This is a genomic window from Azospirillum baldaniorum (assembly GCF_003119195.2).
GTDB lineage: Bacteria > Pseudomonadota > Alphaproteobacteria > Azospirillales > Azospirillaceae > Azospirillum > Azospirillum baldaniorum.
On the sequence record NZ_CP022255.1, the window covers coordinates 197,947 to 216,411 of the forward strand.

At 69.9% G+C, this 18,465-nt stretch carries 11 protein-coding genes; 6 read left to right on the forward strand and 5 right to left on the reverse strand.

Going from position 1 to position 18,465, the window contains the following annotated elements:
- The first annotated feature begins 7 nt into the window (after window positions 1-7).
- The 4 genes from Sp245p_RS23295 to Sp245p_RS23310 are packed head-to-tail and all read left to right on the forward strand — an operon-like array spanning window position 8 to window position 3,259.
- Complete coding sequence (locus tag Sp245p_RS23295) at window positions 8-868, forward strand: ABC transporter ATP-binding protein (protein WP_014199178.1); 861 nt, start codon at window positions 8-10, stop codon at window positions 866-868.
- Window positions 865-1,614 carry an ABC transporter permease gene (locus Sp245p_RS23300; protein ID WP_014199177.1) on the forward strand — a complete coding sequence of 250 codons (750 nt, stop codon included), beginning with the start codon at window positions 865-867 and terminating at the stop codon, window positions 1,612-1,614. The genes Sp245p_RS23295 and Sp245p_RS23300 overlap by 4 nt, the downstream gene beginning before the upstream one ends.
- A 5-nt stretch (window positions 1,615-1,619) precedes the next feature.
- Window positions 1,620-2,357 carry an ABC transporter permease gene (locus tag Sp245p_RS23305; protein WP_014199176.1) on the forward strand — a complete coding sequence of 246 codons (738 nt, stop codon included), beginning with the start codon at window positions 1,620-1,622 and terminating at the stop codon, window positions 2,355-2,357.
- Window positions 2,358-2,380: 23 nt separating this feature from the next.
- Window positions 2,381-3,259, forward strand: a complete 879-nt coding sequence (locus tag Sp245p_RS23310; RefSeq protein ID WP_041813837.1) for an isocitrate lyase/PEP mutase family protein — start codon at window positions 2,381-2,383, stop codon at window positions 3,257-3,259.
- Between the two features lie 12 nt (window positions 3,260-3,271).
- Here the strand turns inward: Sp245p_RS23310 and Sp245p_RS23315 are convergent, their stop codons facing one another.
- Complete coding sequence (locus tag Sp245p_RS23315; RefSeq protein WP_109138933.1) at window positions 3,272-9,031, reverse strand: trifunctional serine/threonine-protein kinase/ATP-binding protein/sensor histidine kinase; 5,760 nt, start codon at window positions 9,029-9,031, stop codon at window positions 3,272-3,274.
- Between the two features lie 264 nt (window positions 9,032-9,295).
- Here Sp245p_RS23315 and Sp245p_RS35870 point away from each other — a divergent pair, with 264 nt between their 5' ends.
- Both Sp245p_RS35870 and Sp245p_RS23325 read left to right on the forward strand, forming a co-directional pair.
- Window positions 9,296-11,581, forward strand: coding sequence for an NAD(P)-binding protein (locus Sp245p_RS35870; RefSeq protein WP_211101770.1), 2,286 nt, complete (start codon window positions 9,296-9,298; stop codon window positions 11,579-11,581).
- Window positions 11,578-12,543, forward strand: coding sequence for an acetoacetate decarboxylase family protein (locus Sp245p_RS23325; RefSeq protein ID WP_014199171.1), 966 nt, complete (start codon window positions 11,578-11,580; stop codon window positions 12,541-12,543). Before Sp245p_RS35870 ends, Sp245p_RS23325 begins: the two co-directional genes overlap by 4 nt.
- Window positions 12,544-12,601: 58 nt before the next feature.
- Here the strand turns inward: Sp245p_RS23325 and Sp245p_RS23330 are convergent, their stop codons facing one another.
- The 4 genes from Sp245p_RS23330 to Sp245p_RS23345 all read right to left on the reverse strand — a co-directional run bounded on the left by Sp245p_RS23330 (window position 12,602) and on the right by Sp245p_RS23345 (window position 18,309).
- Window positions 12,602-13,981: an OmpP1/FadL family transporter gene (locus Sp245p_RS23330; RefSeq protein ID WP_014199170.1), complete on the reverse strand. Its 1,380-nt coding sequence runs from the start codon at window positions 13,979-13,981 to the stop codon at window positions 12,602-12,604.
- 13 nt (window positions 13,982-13,994) lie between these two features.
- Complete coding sequence (locus tag Sp245p_RS23335) at window positions 13,995-16,004, reverse strand: NAD(P)-binding protein (RefSeq protein ID WP_158310451.1); 2,010 nt, start codon at window positions 16,002-16,004, stop codon at window positions 13,995-13,997.
- A gap of 116 nt (window positions 16,005-16,120) precedes the next feature.
- Window positions 16,121-16,918, reverse strand: a complete 798-nt coding sequence (eutC, locus tag Sp245p_RS23340) for an ethanolamine ammonia-lyase subunit EutC (RefSeq protein WP_014199168.1) — start codon at window positions 16,916-16,918, stop codon at window positions 16,121-16,123.
- A complete protein-coding gene (locus tag Sp245p_RS23345) occupies window positions 16,915-18,309 on the reverse strand; it encodes an ethanolamine ammonia-lyase subunit EutB (RefSeq protein ID WP_014199167.1) in 1,395 nt (464 codons plus the stop codon). The genes eutC and Sp245p_RS23345 overlap by 4 nt, the downstream gene beginning before the upstream one ends.
- Window positions 18,310-18,465: the final 156 nt, after the last annotated feature.

The window sequence follows — 18,465 nt, forward strand, 5'->3', positions numbered from 1 at the left end:
GCCCCCGATGAAAGCGAACGTCGCCGCCAAGCGCGACCTGCACGAGGAGGCGGGGGCTAACCCCGCTCCGGCCGTCCACGCCGAACTGAAGGGGGTGAGCCGCATCTACGGCGTTCCCGGACACGGCGGGGTGCACGCGCTGGGCCCCGTCGACCTGACCTTGCGGCAGGGGGAGTTCTTCTCCGTCGTCGGGCCGTCGGGCTGCGGCAAGTCCACGCTGCTTGACGTGCTGTCCGGCCTGTCCGTGCCGACCGAGGGGTCGGTCAGCTTCGAAGGCAAGCCGGTGGCCGGCAAGGTCCCGGACGGCGTCGGGGTGGTGTTCCAGGAGGACGCTACCTTCCCCTGGCTGACCGTGTGGGACAACATCGCCTTCGGCCTGCGCCGGGCGGGCGTCGATCCGGCGGAAATCGAACGGCGGGTCACCTACGCCGTCGGCTTCGTCGGGCTGAAGGACTTCGCCAAGGCCTATCCGGTGCAGCTGTCCGGCGGCATGCGCCAGCGCGTCTGCATCGCCCGCACGCTGGTGATGCGCCCGCGCCTGATTCTGCTGGACGAGCCGTTCGGCGCGCTCGACGCCCAGACCCGCCTGATCATGGGCGACGAGCTGCTGAAGCTGTGGCGCGAGACCGGCGCCACGGTGATGCTGATCACCCACGCGCTGGACGAGGCGGCCATGCTGTCGGACCGCATCGGCGTCATGTCGTCCCGGCCCGGACGGATCATCGAGGAGATCGAGACGGGCTGGCCGCGCGAGCGCGATTCCCGCATCGCCAGCGAGGACGGCTTCGGCCAGATCACCGCCCGGCTGTGGCGCCTGCTGCGCGAGGAGAGCCTGAAGGCGGCCGGCCTCGCCGGGGGTGGGTCATGAGCTGGGCGGGCTGGCTCCGGCTGATCGTGGTGACCGGCGCCGTCCTGCTGCTGGAGGTTCTGTGCCGGGCCGGCGTCATCGCCAAGACGGTGCTGCCGGCGCCCAGCGTCATGGCCGGCGATCTCTACCGCCTTCTCGCCTCGGGGGCGGCCAGCGCCGACATCGGCGAGACGCTGGGCAACGTCGCGATGGCGGTGATCGCCTCGATCCTGCTCGGCTTCGTCGCCGGCGTGGCGATCCACGCCATGCCGCGGGTGCGCCGGGCGCTCGATCCCTTCCTGGCGACCTACTACGCGGTGCCGTTCTTCGTTTTCTACCCGGTGCTGATCGTCATCTTCGGGCTGGGGGCGGCGCCCATCGTGGTGATCGGCACGCTGTTCGGCGTGGTGGCGATGCTGATCAACACGCTGAACGGGCTGGACCGGATTCCCCGCGTTCTGCTGAAGACCGCGCGCGTCCACGGCATGGACCCGGTGCGCACGGCGCTGATGGTCAAGCTGCCCAGCGCGGCGCCCTTCCTGTTCACCGGGGCGAAGTTGGCCATCGCCTACTGCTTCATCGGCGTCATCGCGGCGGAGTTCATCATGTCCTCCTCGGGCATCGGCTACAGCATCGCCTATGCCTTCAACAACTTCGACAATGCGCGGATGTACGCGCTGATGCTGTTCATCATCGTCCTGGTGACGGTGCTCAACGCGGTGCTCTTCACCTGGGAGCGCCGGATCATGCAGCGGCGGAGGCGCTGACGGCCATGCACGGAAAGACCGATACGCTCCTCGTCATCGTCGCGCTGGTGGCCCTGTGGCAGGTCCTGCACTGGATCGTCGGCAGCGTTGCCCTGACCTCGCCCGCCGACACGCTGGCCCGCGCGGTGGAACTGCTGGGCTCCGCCACCTTCTGGCCGCACGTCGCGGAGACCGGCGTGGCGCTGCTCTATTCGCTGCTGCTGGCGGTGCTCGGCGGGCTGACCATCGGCATCGCGCTGGGCATCAACCGGCTGGCCGGGGAGGTGGCGGAGCCGATCCTGGTGTCGCTCTACTCGCTGCCCAAGATCACGCTCTATCCGGTGATCCTGCTCGCCTTCGGGCTGGGCCTGTCGGCCAAGGTGGCCTTCGGGACGATCCACGGCATCATTCCGGTGATCATCTTCACGATGAACGCGGTCCGCACCATCCCGCCGGTGATGCTGCGCAGCGCGCGGGTGATGCGCCTGTCGCCGCCCCAGCTCGTCTCCACCATCATTCTGCCCGCCGCCTTGCCGGAACTGGTGTCCGGCCTGCGGGTGGGCTTCTCGCTGACCCTGCTGGGCGTGCTGATCGGCGAGATGTTCGCCTCGCAGCGCGGCCTCGGCTACCTCGTCATGAACGCCATCGGCGGGCACGACGTGCGCACCATGATGGCCGTGGTGCTGATCCTTGCCACCACCGCCGTGCTCATCAGCGCCGGCCTGCTGCACATCGACCGGCGCATGCACCGGCGGGCCTCGTGAAGACATCCGGAGATTCCAACGACATGACCACATCCCTCAAGCCCCGGTCCCTCAAACAGCGCCTGTCGCAGCCGGGCCTGATCTCGGCCCCCGGCGTGTTCGACATGATCTCGGCCAAGGTGGCGGACGGCATGGGGTTCGACACGCTGTACATGACCGGCTACGGCACCGTCGCCAGCCATCTCGGCCTGCCGGACGCCGGGCTCGCCACCTTCAGCGATATGGTCGGCCGGGTGCGGGCCATCGCGCGCGGCACATCGACACCGCTGGTCGCCGACGGCGACACCGGCTATGGCGGGCTGCTCAACGTCGATTTCACCATCCGCGGCTACGAGGAGGCCGGTGCCGCGGCCATCCAGCTCGAAGACCAGGAATTCCCGAAGAAGTGCGGCCACACGCCGGGCCGCCGGGTCATTCCCATGGCCGACATGGTGCGCAAGATCCGCGTCGCCTGCGAGGCGCGGTCATCGAGCGACTTCCTGATCATCGCCCGCACCGACGCCCGGACGACGCTCGGCCTCGACGAGGCGCTGCGCCGCGCCGACGCCTATGCCGAGGCCGGCGCCGACATCATCTTCGTGGAAAGCCCGGAGAGCGAGGCGGAGATGGAACGGATCTGCCGGACCATCGGCAAGCCGCTGATCGCCAACATGGTGGAGGGCGGGCGCACGCCGGTGATGACCGGGGCGCAGCTGGAATCGCTCGGCTACCGCATCGCCATTTTCCCGGCGACCGGCTTCCTGGCGATGGCCGCGGCGCTGCGCAGCGCCTACGGCGAAATCCTCGCCAAGGGATCGAGCGCCGAGTATCGGGGAGAGCTTTACCCCTTCCCCGACTTCACCCGCCTGATGGGCTTCGAGCGCGTCTGGGAGTTCGAGAAGCGCCACCCCGAGACGGAGTAACCGCTCGCCATCTCAGCTCGGCGGCGTTTTTCCGGGGGCACGGCAGGGGAACTCGACGGTGAATCGCGTCCCCTCGCCGGGCTGGCTGTCCAACTGGATGGTGCCGCCGAGCTGGCCGGTGATCAGGTTGAAGACGATGTGCAGGCCGAGCCCGGTCGAGCCGGTGCCCCGCCGCGTCGTGAAGAAGGGCTCGAACACCTTGCCGTGGTTCTCCGCCGGGATGCCGCAGCCGTCGTCCCGGTAGACCAGCCGCACCCCGTCGTTCTCCAGCGTCTGCGCCGTGATGGCGATCCGGCCCTTCTCGCCCTCCCGGTAGGCGTGGTTGACCGAGTTGGTGATGAGATTCGTCACGATCTGCGCGATCACGCCGGGGTAGCTGTCCAGCTCGATGCCCTTGGGGCACTCCAGACTCACCTCGTGGCCCGGGCGGTGCCAGGTCGGGCGCAGGCTGACCAGAACCTCCTCCAGATAGCCGCGCAGGTCGAACCGGCGGCGGTCGCTGCGCGTCTGGTCGGAGGCGACCTGCTTGAAGCTCTGCACCAGATCGGCGGCGCGGGTGGCGTTGCTGATCATCAGCGTGGCGGCGTCGCGCGCGGCCTGCATGAAGTCCTGGAAGTCGGCCCGGCGCATCTTGCCGGTGTCGGACAGCGTTTCGAGCGCGCTGATCTTCTCGCCGAGATAGGAGGCGCTGGTCATCACGATGCCGATGGGCGTGTTGATCTCGTGCGCCACCCCGGCGACGAGCTGCCCCAGCGAGGCCATCTTCTCCGCCTGGACGAGCTGCTGCTGGGCGGCCTTGAGCTGGGCATGGGCGGCGTGGAGCTGCTCGTGGGCGTCGCGCAGCTCGCTTTCGCGGCTGCGGTCCACCGTCACGTCCACATAGACCTGCACCATGCCGCCGTCCGGCATGGGATTGCTGCGGACCTGGATGACCCGGCCGTCGGCGAACTCGATCTCGCTGGGGCTGCTGACCAGGGGCGAGGGCACCAGCGCCGTCAGAAGCTGCCCCGAGGCGTTCACCGCGGCGCTCAGCTCCCGATACGGAACGCCGACCCGGCGCAGCGTGTCCGGCAGTTGGAAGAGGGCCATGGCGCGCTCGTTCCAGACGCGCAGCCGTTCCTCGGCGTCGAAGGCCGCCAGGCCGTCGTACATGCTGGCCAGCGTGGCGCGCAGCAGCTGCGACTGCTCGGCCACCTCGCGCGTCCGCTCGGCCACCTGGGCTTCCAGCGTGCGGTTCAGCCGCTCCAGCCCGTCGTAGAGGCGGGCGTTCTCGATGGAGATGGCGATCTGCACCGACAGGAGGTTGAGCAGCTCCAGCCGCTCCGGGCTGAAGATGTCGGCGGCGAGGTTGTTCTCCAGATAGAGGATGCCGACCATCTGGTTGCGGTTGCGCAAGGGCAGGCACAGCACGGAGCGCGGCTGCGCCATCCGCGTGTAGGCGTCGTACTGGAAATCGCCGTCGTTCGCGGCGTCGGCCAGAACCACCGGCTCCCCGGTCTGGATGACCGCATCGACGACGCCGCGCACCAGGACCGGCGCCGCGTCGTCGAGCGGGCGGGATTGCAGGACCTCCGCGGCGTCGCCCTCGCTCGTGGCGTCGGCCTCGATCCGCCACGCGCCGTCGGTCGGCAGCAGCAGGCAGCCCCGCGTCGCCCCGGCGTTGGTGATGACCAGCTTCATCAGCGTCCACAGCAGGTCGCCCAGGCGGATGTCCTGCGCCAGCGCCTGCGAGGTGCGGATCACCGTCTCCACATCCACCATGTGGGAGCTGGACCCGGAGGAGGAGCGCCGCCGCGACGAGGCGGTGACCGGGCGCTGCGGCGGGAAGCCGTCGTCGACGGGACCCTGGTCCGCCGCCGTCTCGCCGAACAGCTCGGCCAGCCGGGCGTCCAGCGCCCGGACTTTCGCCAGCGCGTCCCAGCGCCGGTAGGCGTGACGGGCCTGAAACAGCATCGCCTTCGCCGTGAAGCGGTCGCCGCGCGCCAACGCGGCCTCGCCGGCCCGCTCGCAGGCGAAGGCCTCGTCGTGGGTGAAGCCCTGCTCGCGGGCGCTCTCCGTGGCGGTCTGGTAATGACGGTGCGCCTTGTCCAGCCGCCCGGTGGCGCGCAACCGTTCGGCCACCACCAGCGCCAGCAGGTGACGGAAATTGGTCGGCGCGTGGCGGATCGCGCCGCGGAGCCGGCGCTCCAGCCCAAGCGACGCGGCCCGTGCGCGGAGCCGCTCGGCGGGGCGGAGGCGGTCCCAGGCGGCGAAGTCGATCAGGGCGGCGACCACCCGCATGCGCAGGTTCATCACCATGCCCATGGAGGCGTCGGCGAAGGGACGGCGCTTCGCCATGCAGCGCCGCGCCTCGTCGATCCGGCCGAACAGCAGGTTCAGATAGGCCAGATGGCTGTGCATCGTGTCCAGGGCAAGGCGGTTGCCGCTGGCGGCCAGGGCTGGGACGTCGCTCGCCTCCGTAACGTGGGGTCCGGCGAAAACGGTGGGGTCTTCGGACTCGCCCAGCAGGTTGGCGATGAGCTGCTGGTGGGGCCGCAAGACACCGGCCGCGGTCTGCTGGTTCAGACGCGCGATGGCGGCGGCGTGACCCGCCGCGGTCTGCTGGAGCTGCCGCAGAGGATGGCCGAGAAACAGCCCTTGGGCGACGGCGTTGTTCAGGCAGTAGGCGGCGTACTCGATGTCGCCGGTTTCCAGGCCGATCCGGTGGGCGTCGAGAAGGCCGGCCAGTGATTTGGCCACCGGCTGGTGCCACACCTCGATGAACAGATGGACGACGAACAGCGTCTGGGCGCGGCCCTGGTTGGCGTGCAGCCGGTCGAGCACGCGCAGCGCCACCCGCCCGTACATGGCGCCCGCCGGAACGTCGCCGAGCATCGCGCAGTGCAGCAGCCCGTAGGTGGCGTAGGTGATGCCGGAGGCCGGCAGGATTCCTTCGGTCGCCGACAGGCGGACCATGCGCAGCAGCAGCACCGTGTAGAGGTTGGTGTCGTGCAGATAGGCGCTGGCCAGCACGCGCGACACGATGCGCCCGATCGTCAGCAGGCGCGGGTCGGTGAGGGGTGGGCGGTTGACGAGATCCTCCTCGCCCTTGCCGCGCAGCGCCAGCTTGGTCGTGGCGAGTTCCTTGAGCACGTGCCGGGTGTCCGCCCGCTCGGGGATCGGACTGCCGAGCTGGCCCAGGGCGGTGCGGCAGGCATCGAGCGCCGCCGGCAGGTTCTGCCGCGACACGTGCATCTGGATCTGCGTCTCGTAGGCCAGGGCACGGTCGAGGACGATGCGGGCGTTGGCCTCGATGGCCTCGGCCAGCGGGGTCGCCGCGGCGACGTCGCCGTTCACCGCCGCGATCTCCGCCGCTTCGGCGTGCAGGCTGAGCGCCAGCTCGTACAGGCGCGACCAACCGTCCGCGGGAAGCAGCCCGACCCCGGTGATGAGATAGTCGAAGGCCGGCCCCAGCGCCGCCGAGGCGCGCGCCGCCTGCCCGGCCAGAAGGTTGTAACGGGCCAGCCGCTCCTTCTGCTCCGGCGACAGCAGGGGCAGGGCGCGGTTCAGCTGGTTGGTGATCGCGAACAGCCGATCGGTCGTCCGATCGCCCGTCAGGCCCTGGCTGCGTTCCAGCACGAGGCCGACGGCGAGATGGCAGGCCAGGGCGTCGGCGTCCGGCAGCATGCTGTAGGCCGCCTGCTGCACCCGGTCGTGGACGAAGCGGTAGGTGGCGCGCGGCGACACGCTGTCCATGTCGGCGTAGCGGTAGGCGTCGCCCACCGGGACCACCAGCCCGCTGCGCAGGGCCGGCCACAGCGCCGCCGCCGTCGCGGCGGAGGTCCGCCGGCTCGCGTCGGCCAGGGTGGCGAGATCGAAGGCGCTGCCGATGCAGGCGGCGGTCTGGATGACGGTCAGCGTCTCGGCGGGAAGCTCGCGGATGCGGCGGACCACGAAGGTGACGACGTCGTCGACCATCCGTTCCATCCGCTGGGACTCGATGGCCTCCAGGTTCCAGTTCCACACCCCGGCGAGGCCGTCATAGGCGATCAGCCCGCTCTGCTCCAGCGACTCCAGGAATTGCCCGAGGAAGAAGGGGTTGCCCAGCGTGTTGGCGATCAGCCGTTCGGCCAGAGGGCGCACGTCGTCGGGGGCCGCGTGCAGCGTGTCGGACAGCAGGGCCACCACCGCGTCGGCGTCGAGCCCGCCGAGAGAGACGTCGCGGACGGGAACGCCGCGCTCGCCGAAGGTCTGGATCGTGTGGCGCAGCGGGTGGGCGGCATCGACCTCGGTGTCGCGGCAGGTGCCGACCAGCAGGAAGTGGCCGAGGTCCGGATCGCCGGCCAGCCCCTCCAGAAGTTTCAGCGTGGCGAGGTCGGCCCATTGCAGGTCGTCCAGGAACAGCACCAGCGGGTGCCCCGCCCCGGCGAAGACGCGGACGAAATTGCGGAAGACGTAGATGAAGCGCTCGTGTGCCTCCACCGGCCCCAGCTCCGGCAGCGGCGGCTGGGGGCCGATCAGCCGTTCGACGTGGGGAATGACGTCGGTGATGATCCGCCCATTGGGACCGAGCGCGGCGAGAAGGCGCGCGCGCCACAGCGCCAGCGACTCCGGGCCGGTGGCGAAGGTCTGCCGCACCAGGGTCTTGAAGGCTTCGATCACCGGCGCGTAGGGGATGTCGCGCTTCAGCGGCTCGAACTTGCCGGTGATGAAGAAGCCGTGGCGGGCGATCACCGGCTTGTGCAGTTCCCGCACCAGCGCCGATTTGCCCACACCCGAATAGCCGGAGATCAACAGGGCCTCGAACCCGCCCGCGGCGGCGCGCCCGAAGGCGTCGAGAAGGACGCGGAACTGGCCGGTGCGGCCATAGAGCTTCTGCGGGATGCGCAGCACCGGACGGACGTCCCGGCCGGCCAGCGCGAAGGGCTGGATGCGGCCGTGGCTGCGCCATTCGGTCAGGCAGCGTTCGAGGTCGGCGCGCAGGCCGAAGGTGCTCTGGTAGCGCTCCTCCGGGTTCTTCGCCATCAGCCGGGCCACGATGGCGGCCAGCGGCTCGGGCACCAGCGGGTTGAGCTTGTGCACGGGCACGGGCGTCCGCGCGATGTGGCAATGCACCAGCTCCAGCGGGTCGCCGGACGGGAAGGGGGGCTGGCCGGTCAGGAAGTCGTGGAAGGTGGCGCCCAGCGCGTAGAAGTCGGCGCGGTAATCCACCGACCGGTTCATGCGGCCGGTCTGCTCTGGCGCCATGTAGGCGAGCGTGCCCTCCATGGTGCCGACGTCCGGGTCGCCCGCCTCTTCCCGCGACAGTTCCGACGCGATGCCGAAGTCGATCAGGTTGAACTGGCCGGTCGCCGGGTTCCAGATCAGGTTGCCGGGGCTGATGTCCTTGTGGACGACTCCGGCGTCGTGCACGGCGGCCAGGGCGTCGACCGCCTGGAGCGCCATCCGCAGGAAGACCGCGACGTCCTCCGCCCGCACGTCCGGAAGGCTGTCCAGCGCGGCGCCGCCGATGTCGCGGAACACCATCATCAGCCCGTTGCCGTGGGGAACGCAGTCCAGCGCCTCCACGATCCCGGCGTGGCGCAACCGGCGGGCGATGGCGAATTCACGCAGGAACGCCGCCTTGTCCTCGCCGCCGATGTCCGCCCCGGACAGGAGCTTGCAGATGACGGGCAGGCCGTCGTCGCGCCGGACGGCGCGCAGCACGGTGGAGCGCGCCCCCACATGCAGCGTCTCGACAACGCGGAAGCCCGGTAACGCCGGCACGGTTGCGGTGGGGATGGCCCCGATCACGACGCAGCATCCTTATGTCGCGTGGTTGCGGTATCCGTTATAGAAGGTCGCGCCACGGTGGAGCAAGCGCAGGGCGTGCCGGCCGGGGTTTTGCACGATTTTTGCTTTGCGATCGCACGGGTCATAGACCTGTAGCATCGGCGAAACGGCGTAATAGTTCAATTGCGGTACGACAATTTATGCTAATCTCCCCCGCAATTTCTGACGAGTGCCGCGGAATTCCGCGCCGCCGTCACGGAGATGCCGGATCTGCGGGGGGAGAGCATGGCGAAGACGAGGGTTGCAATTCTGGGTGGTGGCGTCGGCGCCCTCACCACGGCGCATTTCCTGTCCGACACGGACGAGAAGCGGGCGCGCTACGACGTCACCATCTATCAGATGGGCTGGCGGCTGGGCGGCAAGGGCGCCACCGGGCGCGACCAGTGGAACCGCATCCAGGAGCACGGCCTGCATGTCTGGTTCGGCTTCTACAACAACGCCTTCAAGATGCTCCAGGACGTCTTCGACGTCTGGAAGCGCTCGCCGGACAACACCTTCCAGTCCTGGCGGGACGTGCTGAAGCCGCAGCGCTTCACCCCCATCGGCATGGTGCTGGACGGCGGCAAGCCGGCCTACTGGCCGCTGACCTGGCCGGTGCTGGGCGGCGAACCGGGCTCGGCCAACGTCATGCCGACCCTGCCGCAGGCCATCGCGTCGCTGGTCGGCGTGGTGCGCGACGTGTTCGAGAACTGGGACGAGCTGAGCGGCCTGATCGTCGACGGCAAGCTGGTCCACATCGACGGCCGCACCGTCGCGCCGATGCCCGTCCTGCCGGCCGACCAGCAGGTCCTTCCCGCACCGCTCGCCACCCGCTTCGCCGACGCGATCCGCGGCTGGAAGGACCGCGAGGTCCGCCATCTGGCGCAGGCCGAGGCGCTGGTGAAGGGCGCCGCCGTGACCACCGCGAAGGACGCCGCCATCGCCGCCCACCGGCTGATCCGGGCGCTGGCCGACGGGGCGCAAAATGGGCCGGATTCGGCGGCTCCGCCGGTCGAGCATTTCCACGACCTGATGACGCTGCTGCGGCTGATCGAGGCCGCGGCGGCCACCCTGCCCAGCAACCACGTGGCCCGCGACCTGCTGGCCTTCGTGCTTCCCTTCACCGTCGGCATCATCGCCGATTTCGGGATCGAGAAGCGCACCGCCGATTCGCTGGACGAGCTGGAATTCACCGACTGGCTGATCCGTCATGGCGGCGACGCCGCGGCGCTGAAGCAGAGCTGCTCGCTGCGCACCTGCTACGACACCTTCATGCAGTACAAGGATGGCGATTACCGTCAGCCCAACTGGGGCGCCGGCGTCGCGGCGCAGTCCTGCGTGCGCATGTTCGCCACCTGCCGTGAATCGGTGATGTGGAACATGGAAGCGGGCATGGGCGAGGTCATCATCGCGCCCATCTACCAGACCCTGCTCCAGAACGGCGTGAAGGTGAAGTTCTTCCGCCGCGTCGAGGACATCGGCCTGTCCGAGGACCGCGCGCTGGTCGAGACCGTGCGCCTCGCCCGGCAGGTCGAACTGGCCGACGGCGGGGACGACTACCAGCCGCTGATCACCGTGCCGCTGGAGGACAGGAAGTTCCTGCTGGCCTGGCCGCTGGAACCGCTGTGGGACCAGATCAAGGACGCCGACAAGGTCCAGGCGGCGCTCGCCACCAACAACTCCTCGCTGGAGTCGCACTGGTGCGCGTGGGAGCCGGTCGGGACCGAGACGCTGCAGCGCGGCCGCGACTTCGACGTCGCCGTCCTCGGCATTTCCATGGGCGGCTTCAAGGCGATGAACGACCAGCCGACCCTGGCGGCGGAGCTGCAGGCGGCCTCGCCGGCCTTCAACGCGATGACCAGCAACATCGGCATCATCCCGACGCTGTCCATGCAGCTGTGGTGCGGTCCCGACCTTCAGGGGCTGGGCTGGGAGCCGGGCCAGCCGGCCGCCGTCGCCGGGCCGGAGCCCTGGTCGATCTGGGCGGAGATGGGGCAGACGCTGCCCTACGAGTTCCGCCCCGGCGAGACCGGAGCGCCGAAATCCGTGCATTACATCTGCGGCGTCTGGCAGACCGGCTTGGTCGCCCGCCCGACCACCGACCTCGCGGTGCCGAAGGAGGCGCTGGACACTGTGACGAACAGCGCGGCGGAGTGGCTGGACGCCTACATGGGCAATTTCTGGCCGAAGGCGACGATCTCCGGCCAGGGCGGCGTCGGCTTCAACTGGAACGTCCTCTACGACCCGTGGAACGGCAGCGGGCGGGAGCGGCTGTCGCACCAGATCATCCGCGCCAACGTCGATCCGACCGAAACGCTGCCGGGCAGCGCCGCCGGTTCCACCAAGTTCCGGCTGCGCACCGACGCGAGCGGGTTCTACAACCTGTTCCTGGCCGGCTGCTGGGTCCGCACCGGCTTCAACACCTCCTGCATCGAGGCGACGGTGATGTCCGGCATGCAGGCGGCGCGGGCCATCTCCGGGACGCCGCTGTTCATCTCCGGTGAGAACTTCCTGAACGGGGCGCCGTCGTGACCGCCCCCCGCTACGTCTCCTTCGCCGGGCACGGCGAGGTGTCGATCGCCGCACCCGGCGTCTTCACCGACAGCCTCGCCACCGCCTTCGTCGTGCGCAGCAACCCGGTGAACACCCAGGCGCTGGTCGACAAGCTGCTGAACGCGGCGCCCGCCGGGGCGGTGCGCTACACGGTGGCCGGTCCGGTGGCGCTGTGCACCTTCCTGTCGGTGGGGCGCTGCACCAGCCCCACCGAGCCGTTCGGCTGGATTCCCTACCGGGAGGCCTCGCTGTGGCTGCCGCTGATCGAGCATCGGCCCGGCCAGTGGCCGCGGCTGGTGCTGTGGATGCCCTACGTCTTCCCGGACGCGACCATTCCGCTGGTCTGCGGGCGGGAGGGCTGGGGCTTCGCCAAGTCGCTCGGCCGCATCACGCTGCCGGAGGAGGGGGCCGAGGCGCCGCGCTTCGTCTGCGAGACGACGCTGTTCCGCACTTTGTCCTCCGACTGCGAGGGGGTGTTCGCTCCCCTGCTGACGGTGGAAGGCGGGCCGTGGACCCCCGGTTCGGCGTGGCAGAGCCTTGAGGATCTCGCCGCCGACCTCGGCGACGCGCTGAAGGCCCTGCTGCGCCCCGGCGGTCTGGTCGAGGGGGTGGAGGTCGCCGTCAAGGCGGTGGAATCTCTGCTGGCCGGCACGGTGCCGGTCATCAACCTGAAGCAGTTCCGCGATGCCCCGGACAGCGAACGGGCCTGCTATCAGGCGCTGATCGACTGCCCGATGCACGTCGACCGCTTCCGCGGGGCGTGGCCGATGCGGGGCGACTGGACGCTGCGGGTGGCCGACTACGCCAGCCATCAGGTCATCTCGGACTTCGGCTTCGCGGCCGGGCCGGATGGCAGCGCCACCGTCCATGTGGATTTCGCCATGCAGATCCACATGGACTTCCGCGCCAACCCCGGCCGGGTGGTCTGGCAGGCGGAGTGAGGGTCAGGGCGCTGGCCCCGGAAAGGGCCGGCGCCCGTTCTTCAGGTACGAAAGGCCGTCAGAACGAGGCGCTGAGGCTCAGCGCCACGATGTCGGTGCCGTTGCAGAACTTGCCCGGATTGACCGCGGAGCCGTTGGGCGGCGTGCTGTTGCTCACGCACTCCTGGAAGCCGTGGGAATAGGCACCATCCAGCCGCAGCGTTTCGGAGAAGGCGTAGCCGATGCCGAAACTGGCGTGCTTGGTGATGACCACCGGGATGACCGAGACGATGTCCTCCGCCGGGGCGATTTTGTCGGCCCAGCGGAAGCCGGTGCGCAGGGTCAGCGCGTCGGTCACCCGATAGGCGCCGCCGATGGCAAAGATGTTGATGTCGCGGTAGCGTTGCGGCAGCGTCTCCCACACCGTGCCGAGGCCCGGCACGTCAACGCGGATGTTGTACTGGCGCAGCGCCTGCGCCCAGAAGGCCCGCCGGTAGTCGAAGGCGACGGTCAGGTCGGGCCGCAGCCGGTGGCTGATGCCGATGCCGAACTCGGCGGGGAGCTGGAAATTGCCCAGTGTGTATTTCGCGGGTTGGGTCAGCCGCGACCCGTCGGGTGCCAGCACGATCACCGAGCCATCGCCGGTCAGGTTGTTGAGCGCCGTGCGGAACTGGTAGAAGGCGCCGATGGTGGTGTCGGCCTGCGGCTTCCAGGTCAGGCCGAGCCGGCCGCTGACCCCGTCGCCCTCCACGCCGGCACGGGCGATCGACGGGTCGAAGATGTCGAAATAGACGCCGCCGCCCATCCCGACCATGGCGCTGGCCGCGCCCAGCATCGGCCCTTGTCCAGTCAGTCGCCCGGTGGCGGCGAGCGCGCCGAGCTGGTCGGCCCCCTGAAGGACCCGGAAGCCGAGTCCTGCCCGCACATAGTCGATGGCGCCCGCCACCGTGACCTTCGGCGTCACGTCCCAGGCGGCGGCCAGCGGGACGCGCATGAACATCGCCTCGCTGCCGGTGCGCAGCCCGCTGTCGACGCCGGACGGCAGGCGGGCCATGAAGCTGCCCTCGCCGTACTCGGTGCCGAAACCGCCCTGGGCGTAGGCGCCCAGCCCCAGGGCCAGAGTCTCATGCCGCCAGACGAAGCCGCCCTGGGGGATGTAGTAGCCCTGGAAGGGGAAGGTGTCCTTGCCGTGCGCCACCTCGCCGGTTTGCGTCTGGGTGGCGCGCAGCCCGGTCGGGGCGGCAACCACCAGCCCGCCCTCCAGGTAGGAGGAAGAGCGCTGCGTCAGGGTCGCCGGGTTGAAGATCATGGCGGCGGCGCCGATGTCGGACGCCGCCCCGGTGCCGCCCATGCCCATGGACACGGCCCCGAATCCTTCGAAGGTGTAGACGTCGGTGGCATGGGACGGAAACGCGGCGGCCAGAGTGGCCGCCGCGGCAAACGCTGCGATTACGCGCATTGAATCAGGGTTCTCAATCGGACGGGGTGAGGTCGATGGTCTGGCGGGCGATGGCCTCGGCGGCCTGCTTTCCGGAGAGGACGGCGATCTCGGCGCTGCCCGCGCTGAACCAGGTCCGCGTCCAGTCCCCTGCCAGGAAGGCGTTGACGAAGCCGCTGTCGCCCGGCTTCAGCCGGGTCTCCACGGTCGCCGGGAAGCACTGCACGTAGAGCTCCGACGGGTCGAGGTTGTAGCGGTAGTAGGAGGAGTAGACCTGGCTCTGATCGAACACGCCGTCCTTGACCGTGTTGGGCCACAGCACCCCGATGTTGGCGTTCAGCCACTCCGTGGCGTCCCGGCGGACGTCCGCGGCCATCCGCTGCGGCAGGCCGCAGGCGTAGGGCGGGGCGCCGGCCGGCCAGCGGGCGGTGCCGCAGAAATACTCCACGGCCTTGACGGTGCCGGGCGGCCAGGATTCGGCGGGGATGAGGTGGCTCATCTCGCCCCAGCTGTCGAGTTCCTCGACATAGCTGGTCATGGCAGTCGGGCCGGCCTTCCAGCCCATTTCCTCGATGCTCGGCGTCATCCAGAGCTGGACCGCCTGGGTCGGCACCGCCGGGGTGACCTCGACCATCTGCTTGAAGCGCAGATTGGCGTCCATCAACTCGGCCGCCGGGTCGGCCAGCGCGGCGGGCGGCATGGCCAGGACGACGAGATCGAAATCCTTGCCGACCTCCAGCACCGATTCCCCGGCGGTGCAGTGGCAGAACACCGATTCCAGGTTGATGCCGGCGTCGCGGATCTTGTCGCCATCGACGATCTGGCTCCAGTCCGGCTCGGACGGCCAGCAGTAGAGCCATTTCCCGTCGTCGCCGTAGCCGACCTTGACGAACGGGTCATAGGCGCCGTTGACGAGATCGACCTGCCGGTTCAGGCGCACCCGCTCCACCCAGGCGCCGTTTTCCGAGGTTTCCAGCTTGGTCAGGCGGTGGAACAGCTTGATGTCCACCCCGCGCTGCTTCAGCACGAACCAGGCGGGCGTGAAGACGGTGTCGCCCATGCCGGCGTTCATCTTCCACAGCGGCGCGCCCTTGTAGGCGAAGCCCATCAGCAGAAGGATCTCCGCCGCGGCGCCGGCGGCGAAGCGCGCGTTCTCCGGTCCATCGGTCGCTTCGCCGTTCTTGTAGGAGAAGCACATGTCGTAGAGCAGGCGCACCGGGGCCGACCACGCGAAGGTGTCGGAGATGCCGTTCTTCTGCAGCCACTCGCGGAAGTCCTCGCCGTTGATGCGGTCGAAGCCGTCCTTGCCGTAGGGCAGCACGTCGGCGAAGCAGCCGATGGCGAAGGCGAGGCCGAAATCGGCGAAGCAGGCGAACTCCCAGCCCTCGTCCGACAGCTTCAGCAGCGGTTCCAGGACCGCCTGGAAGCCCTTCTGGACGATCTTGAGCAGATCGACGATCAGCCCGTGGTCGAAGGCGCCGTCGCCCGCCTCCTCGATGTGGGTCCGCGCCTTCTCAAGGGCGTCCAGCCCGAGCTTCGCGGTCAGGTGGCCGGGCAGATGGTCGTGCTTGGCGACCAGGTTCTGCAGCGCGCCGATCAGGAAGGCGGCGAAGCCGTTCGGGCCGAGCGATCGCGGGTCGCCGGGGGTGCCGGAGCGCTCGGGGAAATCGAGGTTCCAGGAATGCCAGCGGGTCTTGCCGAAGCGCGGGATGTCCTGCATCAGCGTCACCTGATACAGCGGGCGGAAGGCGTCCTGCCAAGTCTGGAAGGCGTAGTCGGCGGGCTCGTCCCACTCCGCGTAGGCGCCGCGCACCATCCGGAAGGCGTTGTCGTAGAAGCCCAGGAAGATGTGCAGCCCGTGCTCCTCGATGCGCTGGCCCTGCTTGGCGTTGCGGCCGCTGGCCCCCTTGCCGCCCAGCCGCCAGCCGTGGCTGACCAGCGTCACGTCGAACTTCTCGCGCAACGCCTCGGTCGCCGTGAGAGTCAGCGCGGCGGACACGCCCCCAAGCCCGCCGCCCAGCACCAGCACACGCGTCTTTCCCATCGCAGCCACCCCGAGCCCCCGGTTGTTTTGCCGGGGGATTGTGCTTGGCATCGCCGCTTGTCGCAATGGGATTAAGACGAATGCGAACATTCCGTCGCCGCACCGATGCGGATCGGTTACGGAACGCCGTCGCTTGGCAGGGCCGGCGAGGTGGCGGGTGCCGCGCTGTCGAGCAGAATACCCGACCGCCGCTGGGCGAACATCGCGGTGAGCAGGGCGGCCGCCTGGGCGGCGGCGGCGGTGGGAGCGAGGCCGCCGACTCGGACGTTTGAGATGCAGTTGCGCTCGCTGTCCACCCGGCCGGGCCGCGGTTCCCATGTCAGATAGAGGCCCAATGAATCGGCGGCGCTCAGTCCCGGCCGCTCGCCGATCAGGACGACGCTCGCCCGCGCCTGGAGCAGCGCGCCGACCGGATCGCCCAGCGCCACCCGCGCCTGCTCCGCCACCACCACCGGCCCGACCCGCAGCCCGGCCGCCTGGAGTTTCGGGATCAGGGCTTCCAGCACCGCGACGGCGTTGGCCTGCACGGCGGTGCCGCTCAGCCCGTCGCCGACCACCAGCACGACGTCGGGGGCGCGGACCGGCTCCGACAGGCGGCGCTGCGACTCCTCTGACAATTGCCGGCCGAGGTCCGGGCGCTTCAGGTAGGCGGCGCGGTCGGGCGCCGCGCTGGTCACCGGGACCGCCGGCCAGCCGCGCTCCTCCAGCGCGGCCAGCAGCGCCGCGGCGTCGAGCGGCGTGTGCACCGCGTCGCGCGCCTGGGCGTGGGCGGCCTGAAAGGCGAGATGGGCGGCGGTGGGCAGGCCGCTCCCGGCGTGGCCCAGCGCGATCCGCGCGTCGGTGTGGCGGCGCAGATGCGCCCAGCGGTCGGGCTGGGCCGGGGCGGGAAGGGGCACCGGTTCGGACTCCGTCATGGCTGTTCCTCCGGCAGGGGCAAGGCGGGCAGAAGGCAGGACGCGGCGGGGTCGAAGCGCAAGCGCCCTGTGGAATCGGCGATGCCGGCGGCCTGCTGCCACGCTTCGAACTCCGGCGCCGGGCGGCGGCCGAGCACCTGACGCACATAGAGCGCGTCGTGGAAGGAGGTGCTCTGGTAGTTCAGCATGATGTCGTCGGCCCCCGGCACCCCCATGATGAAGGTGCATCCGGCCACGCCGAGCAGGGTCAGCAGGGCGTCCATGTCGTCCTGGTCGGCCTCCGCATGATTGGTGTAGCAGACGTCGCAGCCCATCGGCAGGCCGAGCAGCTTGGCGCAGAAATGGTCCTCCAGCCCGGCGCGGGTGATCTGCTTGCCGTCGTAGAGGTATTCCGGCCCGATGAAGCCGACCACCGTGTTGACCAGAAGCGGCCGGTAGCGGCGGGCGACGGCGTAGCAGCGTGCCTCCACCGTCTGCTGGTCCACCCCCTCATGCGCGCCGGACGACAGTTCGCTGCCCTGGCCGGTCTCGAAATACATCAGGTTGTCGCCGACGGTGCCGCGGTTCAGCGCCCGTCCGGCCTCCCACGCCTCGTCCAGCAGGGCCAGCGAGACGCCGAAGGCGCGGTTGGCGGCCTCCGTCCCGGCGATGGACTGGAAGACCAGATCGACCGGCGCCCCGCGCTCCATCGCCCGCAGCGCCGTGGTCACATGGGCCAGCACGCAGGACTGGATCGGCGCGCCGGTGCGCAGGCGAAGCTCCTCCAGCATCTCCAGCAGGGCGGTCATCGCCTCCACGCTGTCGGTGGCCGGGTTGATGCCGATCACCGCGTCGCCGCTGCCGTACATCAGCCCGTCGAGGACGCTGGCCGCGATGCCGTGCGGGTCGTCCACCGGGTGGTTGGGCTGCAGGCGGGTGGAGAGGCGCCCCGGCAGACCGATGGTGTTGCGGAAGCGCGTGACGACGCGGGTCTTGGCGGCGACGGCGATCAGGTCCTGCAAGCGCATGATCTTCGACACCGCCGCGACCATCTCCGGCGTCAGGCCGGGGGCGAGCGCCGTCAGGGCCGCCGCGTCCGCCTCCTCCGACAGCAGCCAGTCGCGGAAGCCGCCGACGGTCAGGTGGGCGACCGGGGCGAAGGCGGCGCCGTCATGGCCGTCGACGATCAGCCGGGTCACCTCGTCCGCCTCGTAGGGGACGACCGCCTCGGTCAGGAAATGGCGCAGCGGCAGGTCGGCCAGGGCCATCTGCGCGGCCACCCGCTCCGCCGCGCTGGCAGCGATCAGCCCGGCCAGCGCGTCGCCCGAGCGCGGCGGCGAGGCGCGGGCGAGCAGCGTCTTCAGATCGGGAAACCCGTACCGCGTCCCGGCCAGAGTGTGGGCGAATGCCATGGCGTCCCCTCTTCCCCTCGTCGGTTCGTCCGTTCAACCCGCCTCCGTAGAGTTTGGCGATGCCGATGCGCCCCGTCCAGCGCCCACCCGAGCATCGGCGGATCGATGATCCCGACCGCCGGACCTGGACCGCGCCGTTGGCGGCGACCACGGCGT

Coding starts and splice junctions, on each gene's coding strand:
- Sp245p_RS23305 (WP_014199176.1), top strand. CDS start 1,620: ATGCACGGAAAGACCGATACGCTCCTCGTCATCGTCGCGCTGGTGGCC.
- Sp245p_RS23335 (WP_158310451.1), bottom strand. CDS start 16,004: ATGGGAAAGACGCGTGTGCTGGTGCTGGGCGGCGGGCTTGGGGGCGTG.
- Sp245p_RS23310 (WP_041813837.1), top strand. CDS start 2,381: ATGACCACATCCCTCAAGCCCCGGTCCCTCAAACAGCGCCTGTCGCAG.
- Sp245p_RS23295 (WP_014199178.1), top strand. CDS start 8: ATGAAAGCGAACGTCGCCGCCAAGCGCGACCTGCACGAGGAGGCGGGG.
- Sp245p_RS23330 (WP_014199170.1), bottom strand. CDS start 13,981: ATGCGCGTAATCGCAGCGTTTGCCGCGGCGGCCACTCTGGCCGCCGCG.
- Sp245p_RS35870 (WP_211101770.1), top strand. CDS start 9,296: ATGGCGAAGACGAGGGTTGCAATTCTGGGTGGTGGCGTCGGCGCCCTC.
- eutC (WP_014199168.1), bottom strand. CDS start 16,918: ATGACGGAGTCCGAACCGGTGCCCCTTCCCGCCCCGGCCCAGCCCGAC.
- Sp245p_RS23300 (WP_014199177.1), top strand. CDS start 865: ATGAGCTGGGCGGGCTGGCTCCGGCTGATCGTGGTGACCGGCGCCGTC.
- Sp245p_RS23345 (WP_014199167.1), bottom strand. CDS start 18,309: ATGGCATTCGCCCACACTCTGGCCGGGACGCGGTACGGGTTTCCCGAT.